The 14,272-nt window shown below is 62.1% G+C and carries 10 protein-coding genes; 8 read left to right on the top strand and 2 right to left on the bottom strand.

What is annotated here, in order from left to right; translation table 11 throughout:
• The first annotated feature begins 333 nt into the window (after positions 1 to 333).
• The 6 genes from AB4Z53_RS10810 (at position 334) to AB4Z53_RS10785 (ending at position 8,891) form a co-directional block, all read left to right on the top strand.
• The gene (locus AB4Z53_RS10810) at positions 334 to 2,904 is read left to right on the top strand and encodes an SH3 domain-containing protein (RefSeq protein WP_441595795.1); all 2,571 of its coding nucleotides are present in this window, start codon (positions 334 to 336) and stop codon (positions 2,902 to 2,904) included.
• A gap of 108 nt (positions 2,905 to 3,012) precedes the next feature.
• On the top strand, positions 3,013 to 5,139 hold the full coding sequence (locus AB4Z53_RS10805) for a mechanosensitive ion channel domain-containing protein (RefSeq protein ID WP_441595794.1): 2,127 nt from the start codon (positions 3,013 to 3,015) through the stop codon (positions 5,137 to 5,139).
• Between the two features lie 39 nt (positions 5,140 to 5,178).
• Positions 5,179 to 6,633 carry a transglycosylase SLT domain-containing protein gene (locus AB4Z53_RS10800; protein ID WP_441595793.1) on the top strand — a complete coding sequence of 485 codons (1,455 nt, stop codon included), beginning with the start codon at positions 5,179 to 5,181 and terminating at the stop codon, positions 6,631 to 6,633.
• Positions 6,634 to 6,669: 36 nt separating this feature from the next.
• Complete coding sequence (locus AB4Z53_RS10795) at positions 6,670 to 6,957, top strand: hypothetical protein (RefSeq protein ID WP_223728598.1); 288 nt, start codon at positions 6,670 to 6,672, stop codon at positions 6,955 to 6,957.
• 66 nt (positions 6,958 to 7,023) lie between these two features.
• Positions 7,024 to 8,121, top strand: coding sequence for a glycosyltransferase family 4 protein (locus tag AB4Z53_RS10790; RefSeq protein ID WP_441595792.1), 1,098 nt, complete (start codon positions 7,024 to 7,026; stop codon positions 8,119 to 8,121).
• Complete coding sequence (locus tag AB4Z53_RS10785; protein ID WP_441595791.1) at positions 8,118 to 8,891, top strand: polysaccharide deacetylase family protein; 774 nt, start codon at positions 8,118 to 8,120, stop codon at positions 8,889 to 8,891. The genes AB4Z53_RS10790 and AB4Z53_RS10785 overlap by 4 nt, the downstream gene beginning before the upstream one ends.
• Here the strand turns inward: AB4Z53_RS10785 and AB4Z53_RS10780 are convergent.
• Positions 8,878 to 9,708: an MBL fold metallo-hydrolase gene (locus AB4Z53_RS10780; RefSeq protein WP_441595790.1), complete on the bottom strand. Its 831-nt coding sequence runs from the start codon at positions 9,706 to 9,708 to the stop codon at positions 8,878 to 8,880. The two genes, AB4Z53_RS10785 and AB4Z53_RS10780, sit on opposite strands and share 14 nt — an antisense overlap.
• A 277-nt stretch (positions 9,709 to 9,985) precedes the next feature.
• On the opposite strand from AB4Z53_RS10780, the gene AB4Z53_RS10775 reads away from it, so the two are divergent.
• Complete coding sequence (locus tag AB4Z53_RS10775; protein WP_441595789.1) at positions 9,986 to 11,155, top strand: DUF3095 domain-containing protein; 1,170 nt, start codon at positions 9,986 to 9,988, stop codon at positions 11,153 to 11,155.
• A gap of 52 nt (positions 11,156 to 11,207) precedes the next feature.
• On the opposite strand, the gene AB4Z53_RS10770 is transcribed toward AB4Z53_RS10775, so the two are convergent.
• On the bottom strand, positions 11,208 to 12,545 hold the full coding sequence (locus AB4Z53_RS10770; protein ID WP_441595788.1) for a nucleotide sugar dehydrogenase: 1,338 nt from the start codon (positions 12,543 to 12,545) through the stop codon (positions 11,208 to 11,210).
• A 372-nt stretch (positions 12,546 to 12,917) separates the two neighbouring features.
• Between AB4Z53_RS10770 and AB4Z53_RS10765 the strand changes: the two genes are divergently transcribed.
• Complete coding sequence (locus AB4Z53_RS10765; RefSeq protein ID WP_441595787.1) at positions 12,918 to 14,267, top strand: adenylate/guanylate cyclase domain-containing protein; 1,350 nt, start codon at positions 12,918 to 12,920, stop codon at positions 14,265 to 14,267.
• The last annotated feature ends 5 nt before the right edge of the window (positions 14,268 to 14,272 follow it).

Here is a 14,272-nt window from a genome sequence, read left to right as displayed (position 1 = left end):
GTGAGCCGGGCGATGCCGCAACGATTGGAGCACAAGCGCGCGAATTGTGGCGGATCACGGAGGCCAACTTGCCTCGTTTACGCCAAAATGCAGGGGCGCCGGGCGCGAATCGATCCGGCGTCAATGCGCTTGCGACTGTGCGAACGGCTGGGTCCCATCGTGCTCATTCAACGGCTTTTACGGTCGCCGTTACTGTTACGTACTTGTGCTGCCCCGGCTCCTGAAGAAGCTGCGATCATACCGGCTCTATGTCCGCGCCTTACCTGTCTGCTGGCGGTATGAGGGGGTAGCACGGCGCCGGTTCGGATTGCTGCTAGATGCCGGAGAACCGAAATGCGCAGATTGACCCTGGCCTTGACCCTGTTGGCGATTGCTTCCATGCCGGCAGAAGCCGGTCCGGCTACGACGAGCGCGTCCGTCAATTTCCGGGAAGGACCGGGCACCGGTTTCAATAGTCTGGGCACGATTGCGGAAGGCGCGGAGGTCGACGTCAAGGAATGCGACGATGCCGGCACATGGTGCGCCGTCAGCTTCAGCGGCCAGAACGGCTTCGTCAGCGGCAAGTACCTGAACGATGCCGACCCGAAGGGGCTTGGCTGGCCGCGCGCCTTCAAGACGGACAGCGGCGCGACCATCACGCTCTACCAGCCGCAGATCAATGCGTGGAAGGACTTCGCTGATCTCGATGCGCTGATCGCGGCCGAGTACAAACAGTCCGACGATGCCAAGCCGATTTACGGCGTCATCGGGGTCACCGGCAAGACCGACGCCGACAGCGCGTCCGGTCAGGTCGTCGTTTCTGACATCAAGATGACGGAGATCAATTTTTCCGTCCTCGACCGAAAGGAGCTGGCGGATCTCGCGCTTGAGGTCGGAAAGCTGATGCCGGTCGGAACCATCACCATTTCCGAGGACAAGTTGACGGCGAGCCTCGCCGACTACGAGCGGCTCGGTAATGTCGAAGGGCTGAAGGCCGATCCGCCGCCGATCTTTGTCAGCAAGAAACCGGCGGTGCTGGTGCAGACCGACGGCAAGGCGGTGTTCGCGCCGGTCAACGGTGTCGAGGGCCTGTCCTTCGCCGTCAACACCAATTGGGACCTTTTCAAGGTCGATGCGGACGGCACCTATTATCTGCGCAACGACAAGTCCTGGCTGCAATCGAAGGACCTGGCCTCGGGGTGGCAGCCTGCGCCGACGCTGCCCGACATTCTTGGCAAGCTGCCGGACGACGACAACTGGAAAGATGCGAAGGCGGCAATTCCGCCGCAACCGGACAAGGTCGTGGTGCCGGATGTCGTCTATTCGGACAAACCTTCCGAGCTGCTCGTCTTCGACGGCGAGCCGAAGCTGGAGCAGGTGCCGGGCACCGGCCTCAAGGTTGCGACCAACAGCGAGAGCGATGTCTTCTACCGCGATGCGGATTCCAACTGGTACATCCTCGTCTCCGGCCGCTGGTTCGCGAGCTCTTCTCTCGATGGTCCGTGGACCTTCGCGACGCCCAAGCTTCCCGAGGATTTCCAGAACATCCCGCAGGATGCCGCCTATTACACGGTGCGCGCGTCCGTTCCCGGCACGTCTGAAAATGCCGAAGCGCGGCTGAAGGCAAGCATTCCCGAAAAGGCGCGCGTGGCGCTCGATGGGTCGGTCACGGTCGACGTGACCTATAGCGGCGATCCGAAGTTCGAGAAGATCGACGGCACTTCGCTCACCTACGCCGTGAACACGAACGAGACCGTCATCAAGGTCGGCGACAAGTACTTCGTCGTGAAGGACGGGATCTGGTTCGTCGGCGACAAACCGACCGGACCGTTTAGCGTCGCCAAGGCGGTGCCGGACGAGATCTACCAGATCCCGCCATCTTCGCCGGTCTACAACGCGACCTATGTGCGGATCTACGAGACGGAGCCTGATGCGGTCTGGTTCGGCTACACGATGGGCTATCTCGGTGCCTATCTCGCCTGGGACACCTTCGTCTACGGCACCGGCTGGTACTATGACGACTATTGGGACTATGGCTGGGCCGGCGGGGGCTATTGGCCTTATTATCCGCGCCCGGTGACCTATGGTGTCGGCGCGTTCTACAATCCGGCTGTCGGGACCTTTGGCCGCTATGGCTATGCCTATGGCCCCTACCGCGGCATCGCCGCCGGCGCCGCCTACAATCCGCGCACCGGGACCTATATGCGCGGCGCTGTCGGCTACGGACCGAATGGCGACCGGGGCTTCGTCGCGGCTTACAATCCGCGCACCGGCAACGCCGCGATCGCGCGTGGCGGGCACAATGTCTACGGCAGCTGGGGCACGGCGGCCGTCAAGCACGGCTCGGACTTTGCGCGCATCTCCGGTGGCGCGACTGCGGGCGGCGCCGGGATGCATTGGCGCACGTCAGATGGCAATCATGGCTTTGTCGCCGGTGGCAAGGGTGGCGACGTCTATGCCGGGCGTGACGGAAGCGTCTATCGCCGCGACGACGGACAATGGCAGAAGCACACGCCGGACGGCTGGCAGCCAGTCGACAAGCCGTCCATCCAGGATCGGGCCAAGGCGGGCGAACAGTTTTCTGCCAATCATCCGGATGCGGCCCAGAACCTGAATCAGCGGATCGAGACACGTCAGTCCGGCCAGGGAGCAGGCGCCAGAACATTGGACCGGGCACCCGACCATCTGGCCATCGACAACATCGGGCGACAGCTCGGCAACCAGCGCGCCTTCGAACGCCAGTCCTTCGATCAACGCCCGCTGAACTTCCCGAGCAACGGAGGCGGTGGCTTTGACCGTCCGGGCGGCTTCGGGGGAGGTGGCTTCGAAGGAGGTGGGTTCCACGGCGGCGGCGGTTTCCATGGTGGGGGCGGCTTCAGTGGAGGCGGTGGTTTCCATGGCGGTGGCGGTTTCCGCCGTCGCTGATCTGCGGCGAAAGGGCATTGGCAGAACCGCCTTTAGGTATGTTAGCATTTGTAAAAGTTGAGAATCGTGCCGGTCGGGGGACCGGCATGATCGGTGGGGGTGGTAAGCATGGGCTGTGTCGGGTCGTCGCATCGTTTTCTGGGGCCGCTTTTCGGCCTTCTTGTGTTGCTTTCAATCGTTTTCGGACCCGTCGCCAAGGGATTTGCGCAGGAGCCGGCACCCGCCGCGCCGCCTGCCAAGGTCCAGCAACTGATCCAGCTTCTTGACGACCCTGAGGTGAAGCAGTGGCTTTCGGCGAAACAGGCACCTGCCGCCCCTGCGGCGGAGGCTGAGGCGCCGGCGACCGGTATCGTCGCCCGATGGACAGCCCAAATCAGGCACCACCTGACAGGCATCAGCAATGCGGTGCCGCGCGTTCTCCCGGAAATACAGGCCGCGCGGGACCGCCTGGCTGGCGACATGGAGAACCATGGCGCCGCTCCGATCCTCAAGGGTTTCTTCTTCATCCTGCTGATCGGCTATGGCGCCGAATATCTCTTGCGCTGGGTGCTGAAGCGCAGCCTTCAGGGCGCGGTCCTGACGGTGCCGGCCCGAACGATATTGACACGGGTGCTGCCGCTCATCGTTTTCGCGGCCGCCAGCATATCGGTGCTCGCGATCGCCGACTGGCCTCCGAGGCTGGAGGCGACGATCGCACCGTTGCTTGGTGCCTGGATCGGCGCCCGCCTGCTGATGATCATCGCCGCGGCTGTGCTGACCGGTGGGCCGGCAAGCGAGGAGAGTGCAGACGGGCGGGTCGGCTACATGTCGCTGACGGCGGATGATGCCCGCTTCTGGCACCGGCACAGCCTGTGGCTGATCGGCGCTGCGGCGCTGGTATGGGGCGTCGGCGATGCAATGCGGGCGCTATCCATTTCGGATGACGTACATGATCTCGTCTCCGCTGCCCTCGGTCTCGTCGTTCTGGTGCTCGGGATCGTGACGGTGGTGCGTCGGCCCGTCGGCACCGTCATTGGCTCGCGACGCATTGTCGGTAACGTCCTGTTGGTCGCCTTCCTGATCGTCTTGTGGATGCTTTGGGTCGCCGGCATGGATGTCCTGTTTTGGATCGGCCTCTACTTGATCGGCATGCCGCCGTTGCTGCGCTTCACCAGCGCCTTCACCAAAACCTTGCTGCAGGCTTCCGCCGAAGACGACGTGCATGTGATGCGCAACATCTTGATCGAGCGCGGCGCCCGACTGCTGGTCATTGCTCTGGCGGCTGGCTGGCTGGCGCTGGTCTTCAAGGTCAGTGCGACGGCGATGATGCATGACGACGCCTTCAACCGCGTGGTCCGCGGGCTGCTCGCCGGTATCGTCATTCTGCTGGCGGCAGATCTCATCTGGCAGCTCGTAAAGGGTTTCATCAATCTGCGGGTCAAGCAGGCCAATCACGCGACCGAGGACCCGGCGGAGCGCGCCCGCAATACCCGTCTGATGACATTGCTGCCGATCCTGCGCAATTTTCTCGCGGCCTTCATCGCCGTCGTGGCGGTGCTCATGGTGCTCTCCGGACTCGGCGTGGAAATCGGCCCGCTGATTGCCGGTGCCGGTGTCTTCGGCGTGGCCATCGGCTTCGGCTCGCAAACGCTCGTCAAGGACGTCATCAGCGGCATCTTCTACATGATGGACGATGCCTTCCGCATCGGCGAGTATATCCAGAGCGGCAGCTACAAGGGCACAGTCGAATCGTTCAGCATTCGCTCCGTCAAGCTGCGCCATCACCGCGGCCCGGTCTTTACCGTACCTTTCGGCTCGCTCGGCGCGGTGCAGAACATGAGCCGTGACTGGGTGATCGACAAGTTCCTGATCAACGTCTCCTTCGACGCTGATGTCGCCAAGGTGAAGAAGCTGGTGAAGGGAATTGGCGCCAAGCTGCTCGAGGATCCTGATGTCGGGCCGTTGATCCTGGAAACGGTCAAGATGAAGGGCGTCGAGAATTTCGGCGACTACGGGATGACCTTGAGTTTTGCCATGAAGACGAAGCCGGGGAACCAGACGCAGGTAAGGCGTCGGGCCCAGGTGATGATCAAGGAAGCCTTCAAGGAAAACGGCATCAGCTTCGCATCGCCGACGGTGCAGGTGGCAGGCGACGAGCAGCAGCATTCCGTTGCGGCCGCCGCTGCGACCCGCGACGCGATCGCCAAGAAGAATGCCGCCGCGGCCCTCGCCGAAGGCGGTGCGCCGGAGGAATAGGATCCATCGGGAAGGTTTCTCGGGGCTGGGAGGCCGATCATGAAACGCCTGCTTGTGGGATTGGTGCTGCTTGTGCTGTGTGCGGGCGGCGGCGCCTGGGCGCAGTCGGACGAAGCCTTCGTCCGGTCGATGTTTGTCCCGCACAAGGACGATTTCGACGGGATGGAAAAGCGACGCATCGTCCGGATCATCGTGCCGTTCAGCAAGACGATCTACTTCATCGATCGGGGCCAGCAACTGGGCACGGCCGTCGAATTCGGGACGGCGCTTGAGAACGAACTCAACAAGAGCCGCAAGAAGCAGATCGACAAGATCCGCGTCGGTTTCGTGCCGATGCCGCGGGCGAAGCTTCTCTCGGCACTGGAAGAAGGGCTTGGCGATATCGTCATGGCCAACCTGACGATCACCGAAGCGCGGCGAGCGAAGGTCGATTTCACCGCTCCGCTCTACGATGAAGCGAGGGAGGTTCTGGTCACCGGCCCTTCGGCGCCCGTGATCGCCAGCCTTGACGACCTCAGCGGACAGGAAATCCACGTGCGCCGCTCCAGCAGCTACTACGAACACCTGGCGACGCTCAGCGCCGGTTTCGAAAAGTCCGGTCGCGCACCGATTGCCTTGAAGGACATGGACGAGAATCTCGAGGACGAAGACGTCCTGGAGATGATCAACGCCGGACTGCTGCCATGGACCGTCGTCGATATGTACAAGGCGAATATCTGGTCGAAGGTCTTCACCGACCTCAAGGTGAGAGAGGATATTGCCGTCTCGGATCATGGTGAAATCGCCTGGGCAATCCGCAAAGACAGCCCCAAGCTCAAGGCCGTTCTTGATGACTTCGTCAAGGGCCATAAGATCGGCACCACCTTTGGCAACATCCTGAGAAACACCTATTACAAGGGTGACAAGATGCTGAAGCGGGCCTATGCGCCTGATGACGTCGAACGTTTCAAGCAACTCGTCGAGATCTTCCGCAAGCACGGAAGCACCTATTCTTTCGATCACCTGATGCTGATGGCGCAGGGTTACCAGGAATCGCAACTCGATCAGACCCGGCGCAGCCAGCGTGGCGCGGTCGGCATCATGCAGTTGTTGCCGTCGACTGCGGCGGACAAGGCGGTTAACATCCGCGGTATCGATAAGGACGAGAATCTGAACGTCGAAGCCGGATCGAAATACCTGCGTTTCCTGGTCGATACCTATATCAACGATCCGGCCGTGACGCCGCGCGACCAATTGCTGTTTGCCTTCGCGGCCTACAATGCCGGGCCCGGGAACCTGCGGAAGTTCCGGGCAAAGGCCAGCGAAATGGGGCTCGATCCGAACCTCTGGTTCGGCAATGTCGAAAATGCCGCGGCCGCGATCGTTGGGCGCGAGACGGTTCAATATGTCAGCAATATCTATAAGTACTATGTCGCTTACAGCCTGCTTGCGGCCCATGATGCTGACACGGCCGCGACGAAAATCGAAAACAAGACGGCGACCACCGCGCCATAGGCGCAGGTGTTGCTCGCCAGTAGTGGAGGTCTCGAAATGGTCTTGGTGAAGAGCAACTCGCTGGTGAGACGGTCGGCGGCCTTCCTTTGCCTTTGCGCTCTGACACTTGCGGGCTGCACGACCCCGGATCTTGAACCGATCCCCGGCAGCATCACCTATGGAGGCCAGCCGCGGACGAAGCTGACGAAGGCGCCCGTGGGCAGCATCGTCCCGCACCGTTTCACCAGCGGCAACAGTTTCGTCCAGGAGACCTATGTCATTCAGCCGGACCGCACGCTGAAACTCATCCGTCGCGACTACTATGATCTGCCGATCGATCGATGAACGGGGCATGGGTCCCGGGCTTGGTTGGTTGACAGTCCCGCGTCGACACACGATAGCTCGCAGCGGATGAAGATCGCTTTTTACGCACCATTGAAATCGCCCGAACATCCGGTGCCTTCCGGCGACCGCCTGATGGCGCGCATGCTGATTGCAGCACTTCGGGCCGATGGACATGCGGTTGCGATTGCATCGGACCTGCGCAGCTTCACGGCCAAGGCGTCGAACGAGGAATTTGCCGAACTGGAACGGGCGGCGGAGGCCGAGACCGCGCGCCTTCGGAAGCTCTGGCGCCACGAGGGCGCACCCGACCTCTGGTTCTGCTACCATCCCTATTACAAGGCGCCCGACCTTCTCGGGCCCGCGCTCGCGGACGAATTTTCCATTCCCTATGTCACCGCAGAAGCGTCCTACTCGATGCGGCGGAACGAGGGTGTCCGGGCCATTGCCCAGCGCCGCGTTCTTGCCGCCATCGAGAAGGCGGCCGTCAATATCTGCCTGACGCGCCGCGACCGCGATGGCCTTCTCGAAGCCGCACCGTCGTGTCGGCACGCGATGCTCGCGCCATTCATCGACGCGTCTCCCTTCAGTGAGAGCGAGCCGTCGGTTGGTGCCGCCTGCCGGATGGTCGTGGTCGCGATGATGCGAAGCGGCGACAAGACGGATAGTTACCGCATGCTGGCGCAGGCGCTGGCGCACCTTGCGGATGCCGCCTGGACCTTGACGATCGTCGGTGACGGACCTTGTCGCGACGAGGTCATGGAAGCCTTTGCGGCCTTGCCTTCCGAGCGACTGGTATGGCTTGGCGAAAAAGACGCAGCCGAATTGCCGGACATTCTGGCGAGCAGCGATCTCTATGTGTGGCCCGGCTGCGGCGAGGCCTATGGGCTTGCCTATCTCGAAGGGCAGGCTGCCGGCCTGCCGGTAATCGCGCAACACACGGCCGGCGTGCCCGAGGTGGTGCGAGACGGCGAGACTGGGCTGCTGACGCCGGATGGCGATGTGACCGCCTATGCGGCGGCGATGCGTGACCTGATCGAGGATCCGGCTCGCCGCCGGCGATTGGGCGCAGCCGCCCGGCGGTTCGTTCACGAGGAGCGCTCGTTTCACGCCGCCGCGCGACGGCTTCGCTCGATATTCGATGAATTCCTGGAGACGCCGAGATGACAGAGGAAGTCCATTGGCAGCGCCTTGCTGCGGAACTCGATCGCATCGCGGCGTCAGGCCGGCAGGTGGATTTCTGGCTTCGTGACGATGATGCAGCCGAGCCGACGGTGGCGCTCGATCGTCTGCTGTCGCTGGTCGACAGACACGGGCTTGCCGTCGTTCTCGCCGTTCCGCCGGCCCTAACCGACGAAGCGCTTGCGCGCCGTCTGGATGGGCTCGCGCATGTCAGCATCGCCGTACATGGATGGGCGCATCGCAATCATGCCCCGCCTGAAGAAAAGAAGCAGGAACTCGGCGCGCACCGGCCGCGGGCCGCGGTGCTCCACGAACTCGAACTCGGCTACGACCGCTTGCGGACGCTTTTCCCTGTTGGTTTCGTGCCGATGCTCGTTCCTCCGTGGAACCGGATCGACAAGTCTCTCCTGGATGCCTTGCCCGAAATCGGGTTCACGGTGCTTTCGGTCTTCGGGCCGGAGAAGCCGTCGCCGTTCAAGCTGGCCAACACCCATGTGGACGTCATGGACTGGCGCGGAACGCGCGGCTGTCGCGACCATGCATCGATCGTCGCCGATATCATTACAAGGTTTAGGCAGGTCTGCGGGGATGTCGAGGAAAGGGCGGATCAGAAGGGCCGCACGATCGGCGTTTTGACGCATCATCTGGTTCACGACGAGGGCGTCTGGGCGTTCCTCGAAAAGCTCTTCGCGGCGACGAGCAGGCACCCGGCCTGTCGCTGGCTCGCCGGCCGCGAGATTACTACAGCTCGATGATCTGTCCGTCGCGGGCGGCAAAGGCGCCGGCGAAGGTCGCCTGAACGTCGCGTTCCATTGCCGTCAGCGCTTCGTCGGTGCGGGACGGATCGTGATGGAACATGGCGAGTTGCTTGACGTCGGCGGCCATTGCCAGCCGCGCGCCATGCATGCCGGTCGAGTGCCCGTAGCCCTGAAAATGGTCCATCTCGCTCTCGAGATAGGTGCAGTCATAGACCATCAGGTCACAGCCGGCGATCAGTTCAAGAACGGCGGGATCGAGAATGCCGGGCTCATGCTCGGTGTCGTAGACGAGAGCGACGGCGCGACCGTTCCACTCGACGCGGTAGCCGACGCAGCCGCCGGGATGATTGAGGCTCGTTGTGCGGATCGTGATCCCCGCGCGCGGCGTCAGGACGTCACCGGGCTTGAAATCCATGCCGTCGAGGCTTGCCTGACAGATATCCGGATCCACGGGGAACCACGGCGGCCGCATGAAGTCGCGGATCATTTCCTTCGTGGTCATAGTGCCGTGCAGGTGGCCGGACCAGAAGCGCACCGAATTCTGACACTTGTAGATCGGTTTGAAATAGGGGAGGCCGATGATGTGGTCATAGTGGCTGTGTGTGAAGAAAAGGTCGAACTGGTCGATACCTTCGGCGATCAGCGAGTAACCGGCCTCACGTATTCCAGACCCTGCATCGAAAAGCAAAACGTCCTTGCCGCATCGAATCTCGATGCAGGACGTATTCCCTCCATAGGCGACGTATTGTTGGCCGGATACCGGCAAACTTCCTCTTACGCCCCAGAACCGCACTCGAAAGTTGTCGTCACGCATTCATTTCGGCTTCACTACGCACGCTCGGACCATTTTGATCCTTGTGTGACTGTTAAACAAGCACAGATGGCCACACCCCTGCAATGCCATGGGTTATTATTTGGAAAGTAACCTTAGCGTCGCCAAGAGTGACCGATTGAAAATCGCCCGACGGAACAGCGTATCAGCGGGAATCGCCGGATCGATGGCTCGCCCTTAGCAACGGCATATGAAACTTTTTGTTGCGCTCTTACGTGGATTGTCTATCGAACGCAGTAACGCAGGGAACAGGTTACGCATGGTTGAGGCAACGGACGGGCGGTTCTACGACAGCGTACCTCTCTTCGATGCGTTCGAGGGGGTGGCGGACGAGGCGAATTATCGCCCGCTGCCGGACGGCTGGGTCCTTGCCGTTGCCGACATCGTCAACTCGACCGGTGCGATTGCCGAAGGCCGCTACAAAACTGTGAATATGGCGGGCGCCAGCGTCATATCGGCGTTGATGAACGCGCTCGAAGAAAAGTCGATGCCCTTTGTTTTCGGGGGTGACGGCGCCCTCGCCGCGCTGCCGGCGCCAATGGAGGGCCGCGCACGCGCTGCACTTTCCGCCGTCAAGACCTGGGTGGCCGAGGAGCTTGGGCTCGAATTGCGCGCCGCCTTGGTGCCGGTCAGTGACATCCGGGCCAACGGCCTCGACATGCGCGTCGCCCGCTTCAAGGCGAGCGAAGAAGTCTTCTATGCGATGTTTGCGGGCGGCGGCGCCAGTTGGGCGGAGGCGGCGATGAAGGCGGGACGCTATCCCGTCGGTGCTGCGGCCGCCGGCACCCGGCCCGATCTGGCCGGGCTCTCCTGTCGCTGGAACCCGATCGAGTCCCGCCATGGCACCATAGCCTCGATCATCGCCGTGCCCGGACAGAAGGGCGATGGACCGGAGTTCCAGGCGTTGATCGCCGATATTGTCGCGTTGGCTGACGAGGAAGAGCGCAACGGTCATCCTGTTCCAGAGCTTGGGCCGCGGCCGCGGTTCTCTTTCAAGGGCATCGACGCTGAGACGCGGGCCGTGGCGCCGAAGGGGCAGCGCTTTTTCGCCCGTTGCTTCATCACCGTGCAGACACTGGCGCTGTTTGTATGTCTGAAGATGGGGTGGAATCTCGGGACGTTCGACACGGGCCGCTACCGCCGTGACCTCGCTGACAACACGGATTTCCGCAAGTTCGACGACGGACTGAAAATGACGGTCGACATCAGCGCCGAACGGCTGGAACGGATCGAAGCGCGGCTAAAGCAGGCCGAGGCCGCGGGCGTCGGGCACTATGGACTGCATCAGCAGGATTCCGCGCTCATGACCTGTATCGTGCCGACGCCGATGACGCGGGACCACATGCATTTCGTCGACGGTGCGTCAGGCGGCTATGCGGTCGCCGCAAGCAAGCTCAAGGCAACGCTGGCGCGGGTTCAGACTGCCTAGCAACGGCACCGAGATTCCGTCCGGTTTGCGGCCCTCGGCGAATCCGTGCGGGTCAGGCCTTGACGATATGTTCGCCGGTCAGCCCGTTGCGGTGAAAGACGTTGCGCGTATCGACGACGAGCGGCGCGGCGGCCGCAAGGGCGGCGTAGTCCACCTGGTCATGGTCGGTGGCAATCAACACGGCGTCGAACCCTGCCAGCGTTTGCGCGTCGAGCACGACGGACCGCCGGCCCTTCAAGGCGCCATATTCACGCGTCGGCGGGATCTCGGCGACGTAAGGGTCGTGATAGGCGGTGCGCCCACCGCGCTCTTCGATCAATTCGATCAGGCGCAGCGACGGGCTTTCGCGAATGTCCGGAACATTCTTCTTGTAGGCGAGGCCCACCACGAGGACGTTGGAACGGCTGAGCGCCTTGCCCGCCTTGCGGTCGAGGGCCTCGGCCAGGCGGCTGACCACATGGCGGGGCATGGCCGAATTAATCTCGCCGGCAAGCTCGATGAAGCGCGTAGGTAGCTCGAATTCGCGCGACTTCCAGGTGAGGTAGAAGGGGTCGATCGGAATGCAGTGGCCGCCGAGCCCCGGTCCGGGGTAGAACGGCATATAGCCGAACGGCTTGGTCTTTGCCGCTTCGATCACTTCCCATACGTCGATGCCCATTGCCTCGTAGACGATCTTCAATTCGTTGACGAGGGCGATGTTGACAGAGCGGAAGATGTTCTCAGTGAGCTTCACAGCCTCCGCCGTGGCGTTGGAAGAGACCGGCACGACGGTCTTCACCACGGCTGCGTAGAAACACTCCATCAGCGCCGAAGCCTGCGGACCATCACCGGCGACGACCTTCGGAATGCTGACGGTCTCATAGGTCGGATTGCCGGGGTCCTCGCGCTCCGGGGAGAAGCCGACGAAGAAGTCGCTGCCGGACTTGAGCCCGGTTTCCTCAAGGATGGTGCGCACGACGCCATCGGTCGTCCCGGGATAGGTGGTCGATTCCAGGACGATAAGTTGTGCTGGCCGAAGTGTCGCAGCGATTGCGCGGGAGGTCTTCTCGACGAAGGAAAGATCCGGGTCTCGGTGTTTGGTAAGCGGCGTCGGCACGCAGATGATGATGACGTCGCAGCCCGCCAGCCTTTGAAAGTCCGTTGTCGAGCGGAAGCGGCCGGCACTGCTCTCTTTCACAAGCGCTGCGTCCGATACGGCGGCGATGTAGGACTTGCCCGCATCGAGCGCGACGATCTTGTTGGGATCGATATCAAACCCGGTGACGGCAAAGCCTGCGCGGGCAGCGGCGATGGCGAGTGGCAGGCCGACATAGCCAAGTCCGATGACGCCAACCCTGGCGCTGAAGGCGGAGATGGACGAGAGCAGGGTTTCGAAGTGAGGTGAGGTCAATTTTGCTTTCCGGATCTCGTGGACAGACGGGCGGCGTCGCGCGAACATGTCGTGGTTTGTTGGAGAGAAACAAGCCCCAAGTCAAGCGAGGCACCGCGTCGCGCCGCGGGACTGGCCCATGAGCCGACTATCAAATCTTCGCGCGAAAAAACTTTGCCTGGCCTCTGGAAATCGGCGGGCGGGATCAATATCTGCAAAGGATAAGTCCCGCTTTCCGGGTGCCTGCACGTCATCGACGCCGGAACGGCTGGAGCATTTTCTTAACGGGCACGGCTCATCATCATCCACCGCGAACTTGGACCGGCAATTTGCCGGGGCGTTCGTCGTCTCCGGATGCTGGCGTGGGACGGTCTGTCATGATGAGGACGCGAAATGGCCCCGACAAACGACAACGTATCCGAAATCCTCATCGACAAGGTTGCCGACTGGTTGATGCGGACGTCGCTCAGCGACGCACCGCTGGAAACGATCGTCAAAGGCTTCTGCGAGCGGCTGGCAGCCGCCGGTCTGCCGCTGATGCGCGTTCACCTCTCCTTTTCGATGCTGCATCCGCTTTACGACGCACTTGGCTTCACCTGGGTGCGCGGCAAGGGCGTCGAGGTGAGTGGCCTCCGGCACGAAGAGCTGGCGCTCAATCCCGAACGTTTTCTCCAGAGCCCGTATTATTACCTGCTCAACAACAATCTCGAACATGTCCGGCGGCGCCTTTATCAGGATACGCCGTCCGAGTTCCCGATCTTTGATGATCTCAAGGAGATGGGTGCGACGGACTACTTGGCCTTCATGCAGTCACTGGGTGCCGATTCCGGACACGGCATGGTCGGATCCTGGACGACGGATCGCCACGGCGGCTTTACCGACGATGTGATTGGGGCGCTTTTGAAACTGCAGCATCATCTGGCAGTCGCCGCCAAGATGGCGGTGCTTGGAAAACTCGCCGACAATATGCTGACCACCTATCTCGGATCCAGCGCCGGCCGCCGCGTGATGAGTGGCCAGGTGCGTCGTGGCGATGGCGAAACCGTACGTGCGATCCTGGTCATGGCCGATATGCGCCGCTCGACGATGCTGGCGGAAAAGGAAGGGCGGCAGTCCTACATCGAGACGCTGAACACCTATTTCGATGCGATTGCTGCCCCCTTCAATCGCAATGGCGGCCATATCCTGAGCTTCGTCGGTGACGGGTTCATCGCCGTCTATCCGTGTGGGCGCCACAAGGAGCCGTCCGAGTTTGCTGCCCGCGAAGCCTTCGCAGCCGTTCGCGCAGCAACCGTGCGCATGGAGATGCTGAACGGCGAAAGGCGCAAGCAAGCGCGTGATCCGATCGGCTACGGCATCGGACTGCATGTCGGCAACGTGATGTTCGGCAATGTCGGCCTTCGCGACCGGCTGACCTTCTCCGCCTTCGGCTCGGCCGTCAACGAAGTCCAGCGGTTGCAGAACCTCACCAAGAAGTATGCGCACAGCGTCGTCGCGAGCGAAGCCTTCGTCAACTACTGCGGTGGGGATTGGACCGCGCTCGGCCAGGAAAAACTGCGCGGCGTGCGGCAGAAGTTCACGATTCTCTACCCCAACGATGCGGCGTTGCTTGCCAGGGCAGACGAGCGCTTCGACGATGTGTCGCAGGATGGACTTTCCGAAGCGGAACATGTCATGTTGCTTCACCGTAATACTCGTCCGCTTCAGCCGCCGCGCGGCCTTATCGACAAGATGCTTCAGTAGGGAGG

Origin of the sequence: Ensifer sp. 2TAB8 (assembly GCF_052115125.1) — a bacterium.
Lineage (GTDB): Bacteria > Pseudomonadota > Alphaproteobacteria > Rhizobiales > Rhizobiaceae > Ensifer.
The sequence above is the reverse complement of the archived record's forward strand: the minus strand, read 5'-3'. Positions and strand labels throughout refer to the sequence as shown.